Genomic DNA, 19,379 nt, shown 5'->3' on the forward strand with positions numbered 1-19,379 from the left:
CATCAAGGCGCGTCAGGCGGGAGACACTGTCATAGTCAGTGTCTCCCTCAGCCAGGCGATGATCGTCTCCAGGCTTTCTTGGTCTAGATGTGTGCCCGGCTCGTTGTATCCGTTCCCAGGAGATGCGGCGACTTCGGCCGGGCTCCGCCGGTCCTCTTTGAACACGTGATTCGCGTTAGCCGGGAAGGCGAACGTCACGTTCGTCATCCCGGCGGCGGTTTCCTGGAGAGGGCTGCCGTCGGCGTGTACGTCGATCTGCACGTCCCTACCGCCGATCAACACCAACGCGGGAATCTGCGCCCTGCCCAGCGAGTCGCACGTGGACTCGGCCCACAGCTCGCGGGCGAAGGGGAGATTCGCCGGAGCCTCGAAGCTCGCAAGGACCATTTTCACACTGTCGGGCAGGCCGGGATCGGGATTCATCGGCTGTCCGGCCGCGTAACGCGCAGCGGCTTCCTCCACCTTCGGCATCCACTCGGCCCCACCAGGGACCTGGGCGGACTGAAGAGCCAACTGGGACAGCAGCACAGCCTGTATCGGACGGCCGGGTGGCGCAGCGAGCACAATCCCGGTGAACGGAAACTCTTGGGTGCTAGTGGCGTAGTGGAGGACGTGGAGGGCACCCTCGCTGTTGCCGAGTCCGGCAATTCTTGAGGAATCAACGAAGTCCAACCCGGCAAGCACCTGAACGGCCGCCACCAACTCGTCCAGATGGGACTGCATACTCCGCTTCCCGATGAGCTTCGTGATGTTCTCCATCACGTGTGGGCCAGACGCCCGTTTGTCATAGCGGAGAGATGCGATACCAGCACGGGCAAACGCCTCGGCGAAGAGCCGACCGCTACCGTTACTGCCGGGAAGCAGCGGCGAACACCAATCCCGGTCCGTCGGGCCGCTGCCGGCCACAAGGACCACAGCCGGAAACGTCCCCTCACCGTCGGGACGGACAACCGTGCCCTCCATCGTGATGTCATCCAGCTGCCAGGAAACCTCGATAGAACTCGCCATCCTCCACAGTCTCACGGCGAACTACGAACGCTACAAACTTGCACTGCAAGCCATGAAGCGCACCAGCCATCAAGCGCCGAGGTTCAACAATTCGACGTAGCGGTCGATCATCATGTGTTGGCCCTTGATCTGGGAGATCAGTTCCGGACTGGCGATCTCGCCGTCGGGCAGTTGTCCCGAACCGCCAGACGGTCCCAACGGAAGGATGATGACGGGCCTCGACGGCAGATAGGCGTCCAGCTCCGCGGAGCCCTCGATCTGGGCTTGGATGTTCTTGGCAACCACCGCGGCCTCGCGTCCCGCGACCCCTGCTTTATTCACGTCGATCGCCGAGATGTCGCCCAAGGCGTAGACGTTCTCGAAGCCCGCGACGCGGAGTTCGGGGGTGACGTCCAGATAGCCCTCGGCGGACCGCGCGGCAAGAAGGTCCCCCGCCACATAGTCCGTCTGCGGGGCTATTCCGTAGCAGCGGAACCAGATGTCCGCCTCGATGGCGGTACCGTCCTTCGTGTTGACCGTGAACGTGGCGAATTCACCCGCAGGAACCGGAGGCAACTGCGCCAACGGACTTCCCAAAATTCGCCGGACGCCGAGTTCATCCAGCTGCCGGTTGACCTCGGTCCGCAGCCGTGGATCGTACGGCCCGGGAAGGATGTCCGGCGCCAGATCCACCATCACAATGTCCTTGTCCGGCCATGCCGCCGCGATCTCGCCCGCAAATTCAAGGCCTACAGCCCCGGCGCCAAGCAGCATCACCCTGTCGGCGCGTTTGAGGTCGTCATGTGCGGCTTGGTAGCGGGCGATGGCGTCTGTGGTGACCATTTGATCGCTTTTGGCCGGGAAGGGGTAGCTGGAACCGCTTGCGAGGACGATGTAGTCCGGCGCCAGGCTGGCGCCCGTTGCCAACTCGACCGTCTGCCCGTCTACTCGGACAGCGCGGTCCCGGAGTACCGTGCCGTGCACCAGCAGGTGGTCATAGGGAAAGAACATCCGCGGCAGGAAATCGGGTTGGACCACAGATCGGAGGGCAGCGATGTTGTGTACGAAAGCGTCCTTGGGCTCCACCAAGGTAACCATCGCGTGTTCGTCTAGTGCCTTGGCCACGGAGATCCCACCGTACCCTCCGCCGATAACCACCACAGTGGGGTGCTGGGCCTGGTCATTCATGGCAACTCCCTATGTAGAACGCTCACGCTGCTCGGCTCGTGCCGCTCAGATCGTTTATGAAGAACAACGATTTCAAATGTTCAATAATTTCCTTAGTGATAAGATTCTCCTGATGAGTTCTTCGGCAGCCGGAAAGCAACTGGGGTTTCTCTTGGCGCGCCACGGGCGCATCATGAATACGCGCCTCCGCCAAGCGCTGGACTCCTCCGGGCTCAGCCCAAGGCATGCTGTGCTGCTGTGCCGGCTTGACGAGTCCGGGCCGCTCAGTCAGCAGGGTCTGATCGATGTCCTCTCGATCGACGCGAGCGGACTGGTGGCGGTCCTGAACGACCTTGAACGCGAAGGGCTGGCCGAACGACGCCGCGATCCCGCGGACCGTCGTCGTCATATCGTTGAAATCACTGCCGAAGGCAAGCGCGCGGTGGCATCGATTGAAGTTGCCGTGGCCGACGTCGAGCAGGAGGCCTTTGCCGGATTCTCCGCCGATGAGCTCCAGCAACTCCATGGGCTGTTGTCGAGGATCCACGGCGAACCCGCTGACGAGGCCTGCGCCGAGGACTGAGCCCTACTGCAGCGTCGCCGTCAGTCGCGCTACGTTGTCCACGTACTTTGCAAGCATCGGCCGGTGCAACCAGCCCTGCAGGGTCAGCTCCCGGCACATTTCCCGGTAGCTCGACTCCACGGAGCGCATGCTGTCCACGGCCTCGGCGCCCAGGAGCATCACGGACACCTCCATGTTGAGCGAGAAGGAGCGCATGTCCATGTTGCTGGAGCCGAGGACCGCCACTTCCTCGTCGATGGTGAAGTGCTTGGCGTGCAGCACGTACGGCGCGCGGTAGAGGTAAATCCGTACCCCGGCTTCCAGCAGCGCCTCATAGTAAGAGCGCTGGGCATGGTGGACCAGGAACTGGTCGCCCTTCTCGGAGACGAAAAGTTCCACGTCAACGCCACGCTGGGCCGCCGTCGTAATGGCGTACAGCAGCGAATCGTCAGGCACGAAGTACGGGCTGCAGATAGAGATGCGGTGCTGGGCCGAGTAAATCAGCGTGTTGAAAAGGCGCAGGTTGTTTTCCGTGACAAACCCCGGGCCGCTGGGAACCACCTGGGCCGTTATTCGGCCTGGTGTTGCTTGGACCGAGGCCTGCAGCTGGTGCTCGAGGGATTCATCGGTTTCGCTGAGCCAGTCGGTAGCGAAGACGACGTTGAGGGTGGCAACGATCGGCCCCTCCATCCGCGCCATGAGTTCCACCCATTTACGCCCGGCGCGTCGGTGTTTGGGGTTGTTGTAGGAGGGCTCGATCAGGTTCTGGGAACCCGTGAAGGCAATTTCGCCGTCGATTACCAGGATTTTCCGGTGGTTCCGCAAATCCGGGCGACGCCACTGGCCGTGGATGGGCAACAACGGCAACATGCGGCGCCACTGGATCTGGCCTCGCTTGAGCCTTCGGACCAGCTTTCGGTAGCCGGGGATCCGCAGCGTGCCGATGTGGTCGAACAGAAGGCGGACGCTGACGCCGCGCGCGGCTGCGTTTTCCAACTCGGTGAGGAGTTCGTCCGTGACGGAGTCACTGCTCATGATGTAGAACTCAGCATTGACGAACTTCTTGGCCTCCCGGACCGCTTCCGCCATGGCCTTGATGGACTCCCCGTATCCGGGGATCAGCTCTACGGAGTTGCCGTCCACCATCGGCAGCGAGCCAAGGCGCCGGTTCAGTTCACCAGCCGACGTCACCCATTCGGGTCCCGAGTATTTGCTGACGACGTCGGCGAGCGCCGAAGTGCCGGCACGCACCCGTTCGTTGACTTCCTCCTGCTGTTCACGACGACGGCGGGACAGCCGGAAATTGCCGAACAGCAGGAACAGGACGAACCCGACGGACGGAACGAGGAAGACGGCCAGGAGCCAGGCCATGGCCGTGGTGGGTCGGCGGTTACCGGGGATGACCCCGAGCAGCACGATGCGCAAGATGATCTCAACGATGGCCCACGCGCTGAGGAGCCAGGTCCACTCCAGCCCGAACTGAAAAGGAAACAGCACCCCACACCCCCACGGTCAAACAACTAGTCAAAGAACTAACAGTCAGCCCAGCCTATCTGGCGCACCGCTCCTAACTGCTCGTTCTGTGGGCCCGCACTAAGCTGGAAGCATGACTTTACCTGCCTCGACGGTCCTCGTTTTCCTGGATCCAGCGTTCGAAAACGGCCGCATCGCCGATTCCAGCCAACCGCAGCTCATGGCAACTGACCTGGGCGCCACCCGAGGTGATGGCGTCTTCGAGTCGCTGCTCGCCGTCGAGGGCCGTGCGCGGAAGGTCCAAGCGCACCTGAACAGGCTCGAGAGCTCAGCCCGCGCACTGGACCTCAACATTCCCGAGCGGGACGTCTGGCGCCGTGCCATCGACACCGCGATCACCGAATTCCGCGACGCCTTCCCCGCGCCAAGCCCAGCCGAGGACGAGGTAGTCGTCAAACTTCTGGTGACGCGCGGAGTGGAAGGCGCCTCGACTCCTACTTGCTGGATCCAGGCTTCGCCGTCCCCCGCGGGCAGTCGCCGGCAGCGCGAGACCGGCATCGACGTCGTACTTCTTGACCGTGGCTTCGACACAGAGGCGGGCGACCGCGCTCCCTGGCTGCTGCTCGGCGCGAAGACGCTGTCCTACGCCGTGAACATGGCTGCGCTGCGCTACGCGCACAAGCAAGGTGCGGACGACGCCATCTTCACCTCAACAGACGGCCGTGTCCTGGAGGGCCCGACGTCGACGGTGTTGCTTGCGCATGTTGAAGCGGTCGACGACGGCGCCGGCTCGGTACACACGGTCAAACGCCTCATCACTCCGCAACTGGACAGCGGCATCCTGCCGGGCACATCCCAGGACGCGCTTTTCACCAAGGCGAAGGCCGCGGGCTGGGAGCTCGGCTACGGCCCGCTGGTCCCGGAAGACCTGTTCGACGCGGACGCGGTGTGGTTGATCTCGAGCATCCGGCTCATCGCGCCCGTCAACCATGTGGACGGCAGGGAGATCGGCACCCCGGCAATGCGCAAACAGCTGACGGCCGAGCTCAACGAGCTGTTCGCGGGGATTGAGTAGGGGGGCTTCGAGCGAGCTGCTACTGGCTGCCCAACTAACTAGCAGTAGATGTCGTTTAGAGCGCTCTAAACGACAACTATTGCGAGTCACTTGGGTGCGGTGATCTGTTCGCGCAGGATGTCTGCGTGCCCGCAGTGTTGTGCAAGCTCCCGGAGCATGTGGAGGTAGACCCAGCGCAGCGGGAGCGGACCGCGTCGGTTGCCGTTGAGCATGTCGTCGAGCCCCAATGACGATGTCGCCTGGCGCGATGCTTCGCATGTCTCGCGGTGTGCTTGCTGGACTTCAGCGATGGTGTCGCCGTCGTCGAGGATAAACGATTCGTCCGGCGTCGCAGGGATGCCGATCTCGGCGCGGGAACGGCACGTGATGGCTTCGTCGAACCAGACCTTCTCGACGAAGGTCGCGTGTTTCACGAGGCCCAGCAAGGTGGTCCGGGACGGGACCAACGACCGCCGGGCCTGTTCCTCCGTCAACCCGTTCAAACAGTCATTGAGCGCACGCCGGTGCTCGTCGATGAATGCCTCGAATTGGATCCGAATTGGCTGGTTCAGGTTGTCCTCGGCAAGCGTCACGGTTGCACCTATGTTTTCCGTCAAGCAGGGATTCAGTCAGTATCGACGTGATCCGAGCTTAGCGGCTGTCCTGAATTCCGCCGGTGATTGACGTGGGATGCGCCGTCTTTGGCCTGACGATCGTGCGCCGGGGAATAGACTCCGTTCATGCGTCTGGCGATCATTGGAGCGGTTCTGCTTACGGCCGGTGCCGTGGCGATCGCCACGGGCGCCCTGCCTTTCACCGATCTGATGGCACTCGTGGATCGGGTGGCTCCGATTCTGCTGTTCGTCGTCGCGATGACGGTTGTGACTGAGCTGTGCAGTGAGGCCGGAGTCTTCCTTTGGACTGCCCGCCGGCTCCGTTATTGGGGCCGCGGATACAGCATTCTCTTGTGGCTGTTCCTGGCGGTCTTCGCGACCCTAAGTACCGTCTTCCTCTCTTTGGACACAACGGCAGTGCTCCTGACCCCGGTGGTTGTCAGCGTGACGCGGCAAGCCGGGCTTCCGGCCCTGCCGTTCGCGCTGACGACGGTGTGGCTGGCCAACACCGCAAGCCTGCTGCTGCCCATTTCCAACCTGACCAACCTTCTGGCCCAGCACAGCCTCGGCGGTATTACTCCGGGCGCATTTGCCGGCCTGATGTGGGCCCCCTCCCTTGTAGCTATTCTGGTGCCGCTGGCCTTTATCGCCATCGTCTTCCGGCGAGATCTGCGCAACCGTTATTCACGGATCCCGGTTCGGCGGATCAGGCCGGATCAATCAGCCGGAGCCGAATCCAGACCTGCGGCGGCGGACCGGGTTCTGCTCGGGTGCAGCGCCGTGGTGCTGGCGCTGCTGCTGCCTGCCTTGGTATCCGGGGTCCCCGTATGGATCCCGGCCCTTGCCGGGGCTGTAGTGCTGGGCGTGGTGTTCGCGTTCCGGCGCTCCCGGGTTCTTAAGGTGTCGCTGATTCCTTGGTCCCTGCTGCTGTTCGCTTCCGGCCTCTTTCTGGTGATGGAAGCAGCCCGGCATCTGGGGGCTCCCGTGTTGCTGGGTCAGCTCGCCGGGCAAGGCCAGGGCTTCCCGGATCTCATTCGGCTCGCTGCGACGGGCGCCGCCGGTTCCAATGTCCTCAACAATTTGCCTGCATACCTGCTAGCGGAACCGCTGGCGGGGACGCCCGTGCGGATGGCGGCGTTGCTGATCGGAGTCAACGCGGGTCCCCTCATCACCCCATGGGCATCCCTGGCCACATTGCTCTGGCACGACCGACTGGTGCGCATGAACGTCCTGATTTCGTGGAGGGGCTACGCACTCTTCGGACTGATTGTTGCGCCGCTGACGGTGTTTGCTGCGGTGGCGGTACTCGCAGCCACCGGGTAGTGAGTGCGTTCGGAAGGTGCCGGAGCCTATCGCCGGGAGCGAAGAATCGGGACAGAATATAGAACAGCTCGGCCGGTACCACCGGAGCCCCACACGTGAAGGATTTGCCTCATGCTCAGTCTGCAGGACATCGATAACATCGTCCTCAACGGAGGGATTGTCGTGGATGCCGCCGGGGAGAAAATCGGCTCTGTGGAGCAGATCTTCACCAGTGGTGATTCCGGGGACCCTGTCTTTGTCACCGTGCGGACTGGATTATTCGGCATGTCCGAGTCCTTCGCCCCGCTTTCCGGAGCCAGCCTTGAGGAATCAGTGATCAGGGTCGCCTTCGCCAAGGACAAGGTGAAGAACGGCCCGCGCATCGAGAGCGACCGCGGCGTGATCACGGAGACGCAGGAACAGGAACTCTACAGCTATTACGGGCTCGTGACCGAGGCATCCAATGATGCCGCCACGGGAACTAGTCCCGAAGATGCGGGGCTCGAGACTGTGGACACCGCCCCCGGGGAGAACGTACCGGAGGAGTCCCCGCAGATCCCCCCGCCGCACGGCGGCCCGCCACATCCGCATCCGCATCCCCCGCACGGCGGCCCGCCGCCCCCGCATCCGCCGCACCTACACAAACATGTACCCCTGCCCCCGCATCCCGGCCCACCCCCACCGCATCGGCCACCCGGGCCCTCGCCGGAACCGGGACACATTCAATAGCCGAGGCCTGCTTGCCGGAGGATTTCAGCCTCCGGCCGTCATTCTCACCGCGGCGACTCCCCCGCCGGTTGAGGCTGCGGCGGAAGCGCCTGAATAAGGCCGCATCACTAGGACCTGGACATTGACCGGCCCGGGTTGCAGCTGAACAACACGGGCATGGGGAGTAGAGCAATCGAACGTCTGGTCTTGCGGGGCAAGCCCGGTCCGTGGATCTTGGGCAATGACAAGGTGGACATCCGAGGCGCCAACACAGGCTGCCGTCACGGTATATGAGCCCGAGTCCTCCACTCTCGCGCTCTTTCCGACCCCACTGACGGCGCCGTCCACCGTGCCGGAATCCTCCAGGATCACCGCTCCGGAGGCTGCCCCGAGAAGTTGCTTGGCCACAACGAGGTTGTGGGCTTCGAGCGCCAGCGTTGCCTGATCCTTGGTGGGCAGAGGGGCCCTCGGCGGGGAACTCCGGGTGGGCCCGGCAGCTGGTTGCGGATCGCCGGCGTCGGTATATTCACAACCCGACATTCCCGCCGCGAGCAGCAGCCCTGTCAGTAATATCCCAACGGTTTTGGTTCCCCCATGGCCCACCATGAGTCCGAGTGTAGCGGGCCGGGTAATTTAGCTTGCCAAACTCTATTGTGCCGCCATGGCGGCAGTAGTTAACTAGTCCCGTGAACTCTGCTGGGGAAGAGTGATCTACCTCTAGGCCCAGCGGGCACCTGGTTTCACGGTGCCGTGGAATCAGCAAAGTTGATGGAGGGCATCATTATGAGTGCAGTTTCTTCGTCCCAGAATTTCAATCACGGTTTTCCCACGCCCGGACCCCAGGATCCCTCGCCCCAGAAGGTCATGGATCATGTTTTCTTCCTCTCCGAGGGGGAATGGAAGAAAGTCCGCGAAGAAGAACAATTCGACCACATCGTCATCGGCAGCGGGTTCTGCGCCTACGCCTTTGCTGAGCGGACACTAAGAGTCAACCCGCACGCACGGATCCTGATCATTGAACGGGGTCCGTTTTTCTTGCCACAGCACTTCCAAAACCTGCCGCTGCCCTACAAGGAGACACTGGGAGGCCTCTCTGAGACCTTCCCCTGGACCTTGGCAGCTGCCACGGCCACCCAGCCGCCGGGCAGGATTTCCTGGCAGCACGGCATGGTCCCTTTCTACGGCGGACGCAGCATCATGTGGAGCGCGTGGTGCCCCCGCCCCGAGGAAGATGAAATGCGAGGCTGGCCGCGGGCAGTGATGGACGCCGCCAAGGCGCACTTCACTTCGGCGGAAGACCTGCTGAACGTAGTTTCGGCGGACCGGATCGACGCCGGACGGTCGGCCGCCGTCGTCGACCTCATCAACGACACCCGGCCCGTCTACGGAATCATGCAGAAAGCCCTCCAGGAACGGCTTGAGGCGGGCCTGCACAAGATCGATTCCGCCACCCGCAGCATGCCGGCCCCACTCGCCGCCGCCACCGGCGCGACGTCGGGCGTGGACTTCGCGAAGTTCTCGACGCCGGCGGTCTTCCTTGAACTGACGGACAAGCAGGCGGCACTTGAGGCCCAAGGCAAGGGCGCCGCTCTCCGCATGGTCACGGACTGCACCGTGTTGAGCGTGCTCCAGCAGGACGGACGGGCCACTGCGTTGAACACCAACCGCGGCGTGGTGAACGTCGGCAACGCCAACCTGGTCCTGGCCATGGGCACGCTTCCGCCGGCAACCCTGGTCCTCAATTCCTTCCCGCAGGTCCAGGGCGCCGGCGGGCATTTCAGCGCCCACTTCATCACCTCGGTGGTGGCCCGGGTACCTCGGAAGGATTTTGATTTCAGCGAGCAACTCGGCGAGCTGGAGTTGGCGGCCATCTATTTGGCGGGTAAGAGCCCCGCCGGTATGCAGTACCACGTGCAGCTTTCGGTCCTCTCGGACCGTTGCCCGGACAAGAACGCCCAGAAGTCCGAAAGATACGCCCCCGACGTCGTCGCCACGGCCTCGCTGGCGCAACTGCGGTCATCGGAGGACTACTTGGTGTTCGTTTGTGCCGTCCTAGGCGAGCTGGACGAAAGCAACCCGGAGAACCACTTGCGGCTTTCAGGCGGGGCGGACCCTACCTGCAACGTCACCTTGCAGGTGTTGGCCAACGCCACCGACGACGACACCTGGGACACCATGGACGAGGGAACCTTCCAGATGCTGGAGCGGGTCTTGTCCCCCGCCGGCGCGGAGCGCGTCGAATACTGGCACGGAGATCCCGACGCCGGAGCCTGGGGTGCCGAGCGTCCCGCCATTCCGGAGCGCCGTGTACCGGGCTTGGTCCACGAAAGCTCGAGCCTGCCAATCGGCGAAGAGGAGGACGCCGTCGTCGGGACCGACTATCGCCTCAACGGCGTGCAGAACGTCTTCGTCACGGGGGGCAGCCTCTGGCCCACCGGCGGTTCCTGGAACCCGACCATGACAATGGTGGCCCTGGCGCAGGACCTCGCCGAAAGACTAGAGGCCGACGGCGGAGCGGCGGCGGCGCCGTGACCGTCGCCCCGGCGCTGGACCCGGCGCTCCTTCCCACGGTTCCGCCTATGGGCGTCGCCGATGTGCTGGATCGGCAGGACGGCGTGTATTGGGTGGTGAAGGACGCGAATTCGGTCTTTCTGTGGGTCAACCAGAACTTCGCGGACCTGGTGGGCATGAGCAAGTCGGAACTGATCGGACACCAGGACTCCCGCGCGGAACACGTTGCGCACGACAAGGAAGTGATGGCGAGCGGAAAACCCCTGCTCAACTTCCACGAAACCATCGCCGTCCCCAGCAAGGAGGGCGGCATGGTGAACGTGGACATCGTGACCCAAAAAGGGTTGTTGCGTGCCCTGGGCAGCAAGGACATCATCGGCATCACGGTCTGCTTCTCACTGAAGGATCCGGTCACATGACCGGATCCGCCGAGGACTGGATCAAACGGCTGGACATGTCCCCCGCTAGCGTGGGCGGCTGGTTCGCGCCCGCGCTCGTGAGCAACGAGGACATAGCCGGTTCGGCGTTGCCTCCCCGCTTCGGCGTCGACCATCCGCTCTACAGCTCCAACTGGTACCTGCTGCAGGCCGGGGAGGTTCTCCAGTTGCACGCCCTGAAGCAGGACGAATTGTGGTTCTTCCACGTGGGGACACCAATCAGTCTGCATGTCTTCTCGCAGGATCCGGACCCTTCGGACCCTGGCTATTCCGTGGCCGGCTATTCCGAAGCCGTGTTCGGGCCGGACCCGGAGGCAGGCGAAACCTTGCAGGGAGTTGCCCCGCACTCCACGTGGTTCGGGGCGGAGTTGGCCGGTCCAGGATTCGCCTTGGTCAGCTGCAGCCTCTCGCCGGGGTACGAGAGATCGGATTCCGAGAAGCCCACTAGGGAGGACATCGAGGCGCTCGTTTCGAGGTTCCCGGAGCATGCAGCGCTGATCCTGCGCCTGGCGGCGGGGTAGCCGGGGTTGGTCGGGTAGGCCGGCTTAAACGTCTGGTGCGCCGGTTCTGGGGCCGGCGCACCAGGCTTCTTGCCCAACTAACTAGCAGTTGTGGTCGTTTTGGGCCTTCAAAACGACACGTACTGCGAGTCAGTTGGGGCTTTTCAGGATCCGATCGGAGAAAGTGCCGCCACCAGGCCGAAGAGGTCCTTGGGGTCATCGGGGTTCGCGACGAGGTCGATCTCCTCGAAGAATTCTGAACCATCAACGGCATCGCGGAGATACCGCAAGGCGGAAAAGTCCTCGATCGCGAAGCCTACGGAATCAAATATCGTGATCTGCTCGTTGGAGGTCCGGCCCGGCGCGTGCCCGCCCAAGACCTGCCAGAATTCGGTGACGGAAAAATCGGCGGACATTTGCTGGATCTCGCCTTCAATCCGCGTCTGGGGATCGTATTCCACAAAGACGTCGCCGAGGCCCAGGATGGCAGCGTCGAGTTCGGTCTTCCCCGGGCAGTCCCCGCCGATCGCATTGATGTGAACACCGGGCGAAACCTGGTCTGCCGTCAGGATGGTGGCGTTGGCCTTGTCCGCAGTGCAGGTGGTGATGACGTCGGCGCCCTCCACCGCGTGGGCCGCCGAGTCCGCGACGGTGATGCCGAAGCCGAGGGGAGCCATGTTCCGGACGAACTTCTCCAACGCAGCCGGATCCGTGTCCCAGATCCTGACAGTGTTGATACCCAAGGCAGCTCGGAAAGCCAAAGCCTGAAACTCCGATTGGGTTCCGGTTCCGATCATCGCCATGATCTTGGCATCGGGGCGCGCGAGTTTCTTCGCGACCATCCCTGACGTGGCCGCCGTTCGCAGCGCTGTCAGCACCGTCATCTCTGCAAGGAACGTCGGGTAACCGTTATGGACGTCGGACAGGACGCCGAAAGCTGTCACAGTCTGGAAGCCACGCGCTGGATTCGAAGGGTGTCCATTTACATACTTGAAGCCGTATGTTTCGTGGTCGCTGGTGGGCATCAGCTCGATGACACCAAATGGCGTGTGACTCGCCACCCGCGGAGTCTTGTCAAAGGATTCCCACCGCTTGAAGTCGTCTTCCAAGTACTGAATCATCTCCGAGATGATGGTCTCCGGGCCTCGCCCGGCCGTCCAGCGAACCATATTGCGGACATCGACAAAGCGCGTCATGTGCGCTCCTTTCCCTCATAAGCATTGTTGCTACGAGGCTACGGAGCGGCGATATGCATCCACAATTGTCAAAGTACGTACTTTTCATTGAAGACCTGTACAAAATGACGATCCAACTTTTACATAATGCTCACAGACCCGCGAGCGTCATGCCAGCGACTACCGCAGGACGGAGCTGAGCAACAGGCTCGTCTCGCTATTGACGATCCCCTCGATGCCACGAATCCTGCCCAGCACCTGGTCAAAGTCGCTGAGGCTTTCCGTGCGCAGCTCGGCCACGAGGTCCCATCCGCCATTCGTGGTGTGTAGTGCCCAAATCTCGGGAAGTCCCCTGAGCTGGCGAATGACCTTGTCGGCCGACCTTCCCTCCACGGCGATGAGCGCAATAGCCCGAATCGCAAGTGGATCGACCTCGTCGCGCACCCTCGCGGTGAAACCAACGATGGTTCCGGAGGAGACAAGACGCTCGAGCCGGCTATTCACAGTGGCCCTGGCGACGCCCAGCTTGCGCGCAAGGCTGGCCACGGACGCCCTGCCGTCCTCCCTCAGGGCAGAGAGGAGCTGGCGGTCAAGGTCGGTGAGTGCTGCCATAAAGATAAACGTATCGCCCATTCCCCAAGCGGGCCTGAGTCCGTAGGGTATCGACATGAGCATCTACATCAGCCCCGACTCTGCTGCATGGTCGCTGACGGCCATGGCGACTGGTGCGTCAGCGGGATCAATCGATGATGCGAATGGCATGTCCAACCTGGTAAGGGAAATCTACGAGACAGAAGGTTTCGAAGCCCTGTCAGGTGTGGTTTTTGCCTTGGCTCATCACAACAGCCTCTCGCTGCATGCACTCGCCACGGCCACCGGGATATCCGTGCACGAGTTGCTGGAGATCCGGAAGCATCAAGGCTCCACTTTTCACCACTCCCCCACAGGAGTAGCGTCACGCCTTGACGCCCTTCCACCCAGGATCCAGGCAAGCCTGGAACCGCTGCCTAATGAAACCGAGGCCTAGGGCCCACCTCGTCAGTGCGGCTGCCGTCCGGTTACGGAACATGACGACGCCCGGTGATGCAGGCCGCCGTTGTGGATGTTATTTTCTTCTTGAGTAATGAGCACCAGCGCGAAGCCCTGACTTGCTGGTCGGCAACCCTCTCTCCGGCGGGGTGCCTCAGGTGACTACTCGGCGTATCGACACTTTCGAACTGCAAGCGTGACTGAGGAGCACCAATGCCTGAACCCACCGAAGAAAAACTCTCCTACCGTCTCGTCACGGGCCCTGACACCAAGGAATTCTGCGAGCGGATCTCCACCGCCCTCGCGGAGGGATACGTGTTGCACGGCAGCCCGGCCGCGACATTCAACGGCACGGACGTGATTGTGGCGCAGGCCGTCGTCCTTCCCGCGGCGATCGCGAGCGCGGATGCCGCAGTCGCCAATGCGGTAGACCAGCTTGATGAAGAGTTCGACGGCGAGGGCCACGCATGAGCTATGCAGGCGACCTCAGCCCGCACGACGCTTGGGCCAAGCTGGAACAAGGCGCCATCCTGGTGGACGTCCGCACCGAAGGCGAGTGGGCACACATCGGGATCCCGGACACCAAAGCCACCGAAAACGATCCCCTGTTCATCCAGTGGAACCTTGCCGGCGGTATCCCCAATGCCCGTTTCATGGAAGAGCTAACGCAACAGGCTCCGGAGGCGGATGGGACCGAGCTGGTCTTCCTCTGCCGCTCCGGCCAGCGTTCCATCGCCGCCGCGATCGCCGCAACCCAGGCCGGCTACACCGCCTTCAACGTCCTGGAGGGCTTCGAGGGCGAACCGGACCGCTACGGCGAGCGAACCGTGAACGGCTGGAAAAACCGTGGACTTCCGACGAACCTGGGGAACATCTAAGTGACTTTCAATCCTGACGCCGCCGGCTGGAGCCCTGACACCCAGGCAGTCCGCGGCGGTCTTGACCGCACCAACTTCCAAGAAACGTCCGAGGCCGTCTTCCTGAATTCCGGCTTCGTCTACGAGTCCGCCGCAGCCGCAGAGCGCGCATTTACCGGCGAAGACGAACGCTTCGTCTACTCCCGTTACGGCAACCCCTCCGTAGCCACCTTCCAGGAGCGCCTCCGCCTGCTCGAAGGCACCGAAGCGTGCTTCGCGACGGCGTCGGGCATGTCCGCTGTCTTCACCGCCCTCGGTGCGTTGCTGGCTGCCGGTGACCGCGTGGTTGCCGCCCGCTCGCTCTTCGGTTCCTGTTTCGTCATCCTGAACGAGATCCTGCCGCGCTGGGGTGTCGAGACCGTCTTCGTCGACGGGCCGGACCTGGACCAGTGGCGTGCCGCCCTGTCCGAGCCGACAACGGCAGTGTTCTTCGAGTCGCCGTCGAACCCCATGCAGGAAATCGTGGACATCGCCGCCGTGAGCGAGCTGGCCCACGCGGCGGGAGCCACCGTCGTCGTCGACAACGTCTTCGCCACTCCCCTGCTGCAGCGCTGCGGCGATCTCGGCGCAGACGTGATTGTCTACTCGGGCACCAAGCACATCGATGGCCAAGGCCGGGTCCTGGGCGGAGCGATCCTGGGCACCAAGGAGTTCATCGACGGTCCCGTCAAGCAGCTCATGCGGCACACCGGGCCGTCGCTTTCCGCGTTCAACGCCTGGGTCCTGACCAAAGGCCTGGAGACGATGGCGCTGCGCGTCAATCACTCCTCGGCGTCTGCGTTGCGGATCGCTGAATGGCTTGAGGAACAGCCGGCGATTAGCTGGGTCAAGTACCCGCTGCTGAAGTCGCACCCGCAGTACGAGCTCGCCGCGAAGCAAATGAAGGCCGGCGGAACCGTGCTCACCTTCGAGCTTCTCCCCTCTGCGGGGCGTTCGGCGAAAGAGGCCGCCTTCGCGCTGCTGGACGGGCTCGCCGTCATCGACATCTCGAACAACCTGGGCGACTCCAAGTCCCTCATCACCCATCCCGCCACCACCACGCACCGCGCCATGGGTCCGGAAGGCCGCGCGGCCATCGGCCTGAGCGACGGCGTCGTGCGGCTTTCGGTGGGGCTGGAGGATGTGGACGACCTCATCCGGGACCTGGAGCGGGCCCTCAAGCAGGTCTAGCTTTGCGTCGGGTTAGCCCGGCGCTTCGCGCCAGTCCTGGCGCACCCAGGTGAGGACGGGCTGCGGCTTGGTGTCGCTCTCGTCCCTCTCTGAGCGCATTGTGATCTGAACGGCGTGCTCGACGACGGCGGCCAGCCCGGCGGCGTCGGGCGCGCTTCCGTTGCTCTCGCTCCACCGCTCGGCAACACCACGCTGTTCGATAGCGCCGTTGCCACGGCTCAGGATGGCAGCCACGCCGGTTTGAACCAAGTCGAATTCACCCTGCTCGGCGAGCACAGGTTCCAGATACTCCACCAACGACCAGACGACGTCCGCGGCGGGCTCCGGGCGAAAGGTTCCAAAGTCCAGCAGTTCGGTGCGGAGTCCAAAGTTGCTTGCCTGCCAGGACGCCATCCGCAAAAGCGCCGTGGGCACGGCCGCCGGTTCTATTCCGGCATGGTATTCACGAACAGAGGTCTCAACCAAGGCCCTGACGAGCACAGCAATGAGCGCCGCATCTTCGGCCCGGAGGCAGACATCGGCTACCCGGACCTCCACCGTGGGAACGTGCCGGGACAGCCTGGCGTCGAAGTAAACCATCCCCTCGTCCAGCAACACTCCCGTTTCGATGAGCCTCCTAACAACCCGCCGGTACGAAGCCAAGGAACCGAAGATGGCTGACGGTCCCGACGAAGGCCAGCGGTTCCACGCCTGCGTCCGGTAGCTCTCAAAACCCGTAACCAGGCCCCGCCAATAGGGTGAATTGGCGCTGATTGCGGTGAAGACGGCGAGCTTGTCCCGGATGCGGTCGAGGACCATCACGCCTTCCTCAGGAGACTCAATCGAGGTGTGTACGTGGAATCCGCAAGTGAGCTGTTCGTGAGCGGTGATGCCGAAGCGTTCGAGCATGATGGCGTACCGGGGATCCGGAGTGGTGTGCAACGCGGCGTCCACGGGTGATGTGGCCAACGCTGCGATCCTTGCGCCGTGGCGCCGTGCGGCGTGGCTCGCGAGGCCCCGCCCCCTGCGGATCTGGTGCAAGAGCTCCGCGTAGCTTCGGCATGGCCGGGTCTGGGTTTCGATCTGCTCAAGCTTGAGCTCGTGGCTTAGGCCGGTATCGGGGCCGTCGATCTCCTCAAATGTAGCTCCGATTTCGGGGCCGTCCTGGGCATCGTGGACCGGGCCTTCGTGGGTGGGGCCATCGTGAGCCGGGCCCGAGAGGAGCGCGTCGGCAAGGGCGAGCGGCTCGCCGGTCACGGGATCGACGATCAGCAATTCCTCTTCCACACCAAAAGTGCGCACGGATCAATTGTGCGCCATGGCAGCCCTGCGGAGACAGGGCGGGTCCGGGGCCGGGCGGGATCTTGCATGCTCCCGACAGTGCTGGCGACCCCAGCGATGATCCAGCAGAATGTTGCGTTGGTCAGTCCTGGAAGTACTCGATCTTGGCGCCGATGGTGTTGAGTCGCTCCGCCAGGTCCTCGTATCCGCGCTCAATCACGTAGATGTTCCGCAACTCGGACGTGCCGCGGGCTGCAAGCATGGCCAACAGCAGGCAAGCTGCGGGACGGAGGGCCGGGGGGCATCCGACTTCCGCGCCACGCCATTTGGTGGGGCCATTGACGTAGATGCGGTGCGGATCGAGAAGTTGGACCTGGGCACCGAGCTTGTTGAGCTCGGTCAAGTAGATCGCCCGGTTCTCGTAGACCCAGTCGTGGATCATGGTTTGGCCCTCGGCATTGCCGGCGATGACCGCGAAGAACGGCAAGTTGTCGATGTTCAGCCCGGGGAACGGCATCGGGTGGATCTTGTCCTCCGGCGCGCGCAATCGTGATGGCTTGGTGGTGACATCCACCAGGCGTGTCCGTCCGTTGCGTGCAAAGTACTCCCCGGAGATGTCGAGCTGCTGGCCCATCTGCTCAAGCGTGGCCAGTTCAATCTCCATGAACTCGATGGGGACCCGGCAGATGGTGACTTCCGAGTTGGTCACGATGCCTGCGGTGATCAGGCTCATGGCCTCGATCGGGTCTTCGGATGGGAAGTACTCAATGTCGACGTCGATCGCCGGGCGGCCCGTGATCTTCAGGGTGGTTGTCCCGATGCCGTCGATCACCACGCCGAGCCCCTGCAGGTAGAAACAGAGGTCCTGCACCATGTAATTGGGGCTGGCATTGCGGATCACGGTGGTGCCGCTGCGGTGCGCGGCGGCCATGATGGCGTTCTCGGTTACGGTGTCGCCGCGCTCCGTGAGGACGAAGGTGCGGTGGTCGCCGTCGGCCGGTGGGGCCTGCACGGAATAGAAGCCGGACTTGGCCTCCACGGAGAGCCCGAACTGCCGCAGCGCCTGCATGTGCGGTTCCACCGTTCGAGTCCCGAGATCACAACCGCCGGCGTAGGGCAATTGATACGAGGCCGCCTCATCGAGGAGCGGACCCAGCAGCATGATGACGCTTCGGGTGCGGCGTGCGGCCTCCACGTCCATGGAGGCGAGGTCCAGGGTCTCCGGGCGGCGGATGCGCAGATCGTTGCCGTTCAGCCAGGTGCATTCGACACCGATGGAGGTCAAAACCTCGACGATCCGGTTGACTTCTTCGATCCGGGCAAGCCGGCGCAAGGTGGTGGTGCCGCGGTTGATGAGGCTCGCGCAAAGCAGTGCGACGCCGGCATTCTTGCTGCTGTTGACGTCCACCGAGCCGGAGAGCGTGCGTCCGCCCTCAACTCGCAGGTGGGTCATCTGCCGTTTGCCGACTTTGACGATGGTGCGCCCGAAGATCGACTCAAGCCGCTCGATCATGCGGAGGCTGAGGTTCTGCTTGCCCTGTTCCATCCGGGCAATGGCGCTTTGGCTGGTGCCCAGTTCCGAAGCGAGCTGTCCCTGCGTCCAACCCTTTTCGCCGCGGGCGTCGCGAAGGAGGAGACCTACATGTTCGGCAGTCGGTTGCGTCATGACCAATAAATATCACAGATGGTCTACGGACCGGAGGTTTTGTGACGCAACACGCCAATTCTGCCGAATAATAGTCGTCTGGTGCGATATGCGCGTTCCGAAGCCTTCGCAACTCTCGCGCGGCTACCGGAAGCCAGCCACTCGTGGGGTACAACGAACCGCGGGGTCAACAAAATTCCCGGCCCAGGTTTCAGGGCAACGGCCACGCCAGGGATTGACAGGCTCACACCCGCTGCGAGAGGCTCTCTCGAATGAGCGCCCCAGTGATGCGTCAGACCCCGCCTCGAGTTTCGTGAGCATGGGACTCAAGGCTGAAGTCCGCCCGGCCAAAGGCAGCGACATCGCCCACATCCTCGACGTCGAGGCCCAAGCGGGCCGTTTCCTTCCGGACCCCGCAAGGCTGGCGGCAGCCATCGACGACGACGCCCGCCTCGTGCTGGTCGCTTGCACCCGCGGAACATCCGACGTCGGGGGCTTTCTTGGCTGGGGGAAGACCCATTTCTGGGGCCATGACGACGGTGCCGCCCTAAAGGGGCACTACCTGGGCGGCGTCACCGTGCGGCTGGATTGTCGACGCAGCGGCATCGGGACTGCCCTCACCCAAGCCCGGCTGGATTGGATATGGCGCCGCGCGTCGGAAGCCTGGTACATCGTCAACGCGTCCAACCTCGCGTCAATCGAACTGCATCGTCGGTGGGGGTTCGTGGAAGTCGCCAGGGCGTCGAGATTCCACACCACAACGTTCGACGGCGGTGCAGGCATCCTGATGCGGGCGGCCCGCCCGACAACACCCAAGTGACTGACAGTTGTTGTCGTTATGAGGCCTCAAAACGACAACAACTGCGAG

The 19,379-nt window shown here is 63.2% G+C and carries 21 protein-coding genes and 1 riboswitch; of the genes, 12 read left to right on the forward strand and 9 right to left on the reverse strand.

All coding sequences use genetic code 11. From position 1 onward, the window contains the following. Nucleotides 1–12 precede the first annotated feature (12 nt). Nucleotides 13–1,008: an alpha/beta hydrolase family protein gene (locus NFJ07_RS14130; RefSeq protein ID WP_269995241.1), complete on the reverse strand. Its 996-nt coding sequence runs from the start codon at nt 1,006–1,008 to the stop codon at nt 13–15. 69 nt (nt 1,009–1,077) lie between these two features. Beyond that, nucleotides 1,078–2,175: an FAD-dependent oxidoreductase gene (locus NFJ07_RS14135; protein ID WP_269995242.1), complete on the reverse strand. Its 1,098-nt coding sequence runs from the start codon at nt 2,173–2,175 to the stop codon at nt 1,078–1,080. 112 nt (nt 2,176–2,287) lie between these two features. Here NFJ07_RS14135 and NFJ07_RS14140 point away from each other — a divergent pair, with 112 nt between their 5' ends. After that, on the forward strand, nt 2,288–2,737 hold the full coding sequence (locus NFJ07_RS14140; protein WP_269995243.1) for a MarR family winged helix-turn-helix transcriptional regulator: 450 nt from the start codon (nt 2,288–2,290) through the stop codon (nt 2,735–2,737). Nucleotides 2,738–2,740: 3 nt separating this feature from the next. Here the strand turns inward: NFJ07_RS14140 and cls are convergent, their stop codons facing one another. Beyond that, complete coding sequence (gene cls, locus NFJ07_RS14145) at nt 2,741–4,213, reverse strand: cardiolipin synthase (protein ID WP_269995244.1); 1,473 nt, start codon at nt 4,211–4,213, stop codon at nt 2,741–2,743. A 109-nt stretch (nt 4,214–4,322) separates the two neighbouring features. On the opposite strand from cls, the gene NFJ07_RS14150 reads away from it, so the two are divergent. Further along, a complete protein-coding gene (locus tag NFJ07_RS14150; RefSeq protein WP_269995245.1) occupies nt 4,323–5,264 on the forward strand; it encodes an aminodeoxychorismate lyase in 942 nt (313 codons plus the stop codon). A gap of 86 nt (nt 5,265–5,350) precedes the next feature. Here the strand turns inward: NFJ07_RS14150 and NFJ07_RS14155 are convergent, their stop codons facing one another. Next, complete coding sequence (locus NFJ07_RS14155) at nt 5,351–5,860, reverse strand: DinB family protein (protein WP_269995246.1); 510 nt, start codon at nt 5,858–5,860, stop codon at nt 5,351–5,353. Between the two features lie 123 nt (nt 5,861–5,983). Between NFJ07_RS14155 and NFJ07_RS14160 the strand changes: the two genes are divergently transcribed. Together NFJ07_RS14160 and NFJ07_RS14165 are read left to right on the forward strand one after the other, a co-directional pair. Beyond that, the gene (locus tag NFJ07_RS14160) at nt 5,984–7,180 is read left to right on the forward strand and encodes an SLC13 family permease (protein ID WP_269995247.1); all 1,197 of its coding nucleotides are present in this window, start codon (nt 5,984–5,986) and stop codon (nt 7,178–7,180) included. 111 nt (nt 7,181–7,291) lie between these two features. After that, nucleotides 7,292–7,888 (forward strand): hypothetical protein, encoded by a 597-nt coding sequence (locus tag NFJ07_RS14165; RefSeq protein ID WP_269995249.1) that lies wholly within the window; start codon nt 7,292–7,294, stop codon nt 7,886–7,888. Between the two features lie 24 nt (nt 7,889–7,912). Here NFJ07_RS14165 and NFJ07_RS14170 read toward each other — a convergent pair whose 3' ends face one another. Further along, on the reverse strand, nt 7,913–8,473 hold the full coding sequence (locus tag NFJ07_RS14170) for a hypothetical protein (protein ID WP_269995250.1): 561 nt from the start codon (nt 8,471–8,473) through the stop codon (nt 7,913–7,915). Between the two features lie 177 nt (nt 8,474–8,650). Between NFJ07_RS14170 and NFJ07_RS14175 the strand changes: the two genes are divergently transcribed. The 3 genes from NFJ07_RS14175 to NFJ07_RS14185 are packed head-to-tail and all read left to right on the forward strand — an operon-like array spanning nt 8,651 to nt 11,336. Beyond that, a complete protein-coding gene (locus NFJ07_RS14175) occupies nt 8,651–10,399 on the forward strand; it encodes a GMC oxidoreductase (protein WP_269995251.1) in 1,749 nt (582 codons plus the stop codon). After that, entirely contained in the window at nt 10,396–10,797 is a 402-nt protein-coding gene (locus NFJ07_RS14180; RefSeq protein ID WP_269995253.1) for a PAS domain-containing protein, read from the forward strand. The genes NFJ07_RS14175 and NFJ07_RS14180 overlap by 4 nt, the downstream gene beginning before the upstream one ends. Then, complete coding sequence (locus tag NFJ07_RS14185) at nt 10,794–11,336, forward strand: cupin domain-containing protein (RefSeq protein WP_269995255.1); 543 nt, start codon at nt 10,794–10,796, stop codon at nt 11,334–11,336. The genes NFJ07_RS14180 and NFJ07_RS14185 overlap by 4 nt, the downstream gene beginning before the upstream one ends. Before the next feature lie 143 nt (nt 11,337–11,479). On the opposite strand, the gene NFJ07_RS14190 is transcribed toward NFJ07_RS14185, so the two are convergent. Next, complete coding sequence (locus tag NFJ07_RS14190; protein WP_269995257.1) at nt 11,480–12,511, reverse strand: ornithine cyclodeaminase; 1,032 nt, start codon at nt 12,509–12,511, stop codon at nt 11,480–11,482. 159 nt (nt 12,512–12,670) lie between these two features. Beyond that, nucleotides 12,671–13,102, reverse strand: coding sequence for an Lrp/AsnC family transcriptional regulator (locus NFJ07_RS14195; RefSeq protein ID WP_059389854.1), 432 nt, complete (start codon nt 13,100–13,102; stop codon nt 12,671–12,673). Nucleotides 13,103–13,157: 55 nt separating this feature from the next. Here NFJ07_RS14195 and NFJ07_RS14200 point away from each other — a divergent pair, with 55 nt between their 5' ends. From NFJ07_RS14200 to NFJ07_RS14215, 4 genes are all read left to right on the forward strand, one after another. Beyond that, nucleotides 13,158–13,517: a hypothetical protein gene (locus NFJ07_RS14200; RefSeq protein WP_269995260.1), complete on the forward strand. Its 360-nt coding sequence runs from the start codon at nt 13,158–13,160 to the stop codon at nt 13,515–13,517. A gap of 92 nt (nt 13,518–13,609) precedes the next feature. Further along, a riboswitch (SAM riboswitch) is annotated at nt 13,610–13,722 on the forward strand. A 10-nt stretch (nt 13,723–13,732) separates the two neighbouring features. Beyond that, complete coding sequence (locus NFJ07_RS14205; RefSeq protein WP_269995262.1) at nt 13,733–13,990, forward strand: DUF1737 domain-containing protein; 258 nt, start codon at nt 13,733–13,735, stop codon at nt 13,988–13,990. Continuing rightward, entirely contained in the window at nt 13,987–14,397 is a 411-nt protein-coding gene (locus NFJ07_RS14210) for a rhodanese-like domain-containing protein (RefSeq protein WP_269995263.1), read from the forward strand. Before NFJ07_RS14205 ends, NFJ07_RS14210 begins: the two co-directional genes overlap by 4 nt. Further along, nucleotides 14,398–15,606 (forward strand): O-succinylhomoserine sulfhydrylase, encoded by a 1,209-nt coding sequence (locus NFJ07_RS14215; protein WP_269995265.1) that lies wholly within the window; start codon nt 14,398–14,400, stop codon nt 15,604–15,606. Nucleotides 15,607–15,618: 12 nt separating this feature from the next. Here the strand turns inward: NFJ07_RS14215 and NFJ07_RS14220 are convergent, their stop codons facing one another. Beyond that, nucleotides 15,619–16,887 carry a glutamate--cysteine ligase 2 gene (locus tag NFJ07_RS14220; protein ID WP_269995266.1) on the reverse strand — a complete coding sequence of 423 codons (1,269 nt, stop codon included), beginning with the start codon at nt 16,885–16,887 and terminating at the stop codon, nt 15,619–15,621. 121 nt (nt 16,888–17,008) lie between these two features. Continuing rightward, nucleotides 17,009–18,532, reverse strand: a complete 1,524-nt coding sequence (locus NFJ07_RS14225; RefSeq protein ID WP_234750984.1) for a UDP-N-acetylglucosamine 1-carboxyvinyltransferase — start codon at nt 18,530–18,532, stop codon at nt 17,009–17,011. A gap of 298 nt (nt 18,533–18,830) precedes the next feature. Here NFJ07_RS14225 and NFJ07_RS14230 point away from each other — a divergent pair, with 298 nt between their 5' ends. Next, entirely contained in the window at nt 18,831–19,331 is a 501-nt protein-coding gene (locus NFJ07_RS14230) for a GNAT family N-acetyltransferase (protein ID WP_269995269.1), read from the forward strand. The last annotated feature ends 48 nt before the right edge of the window (nt 19,332–19,379 follow it).

The sequence above is a fragment of the Arthrobacter sp. B2a2-09 genome, assembly GCF_027587375.1.
In the GTDB taxonomy this organism is placed as follows: domain Bacteria; phylum Actinomycetota; class Actinomycetes; order Actinomycetales; family Micrococcaceae; genus Arthrobacter.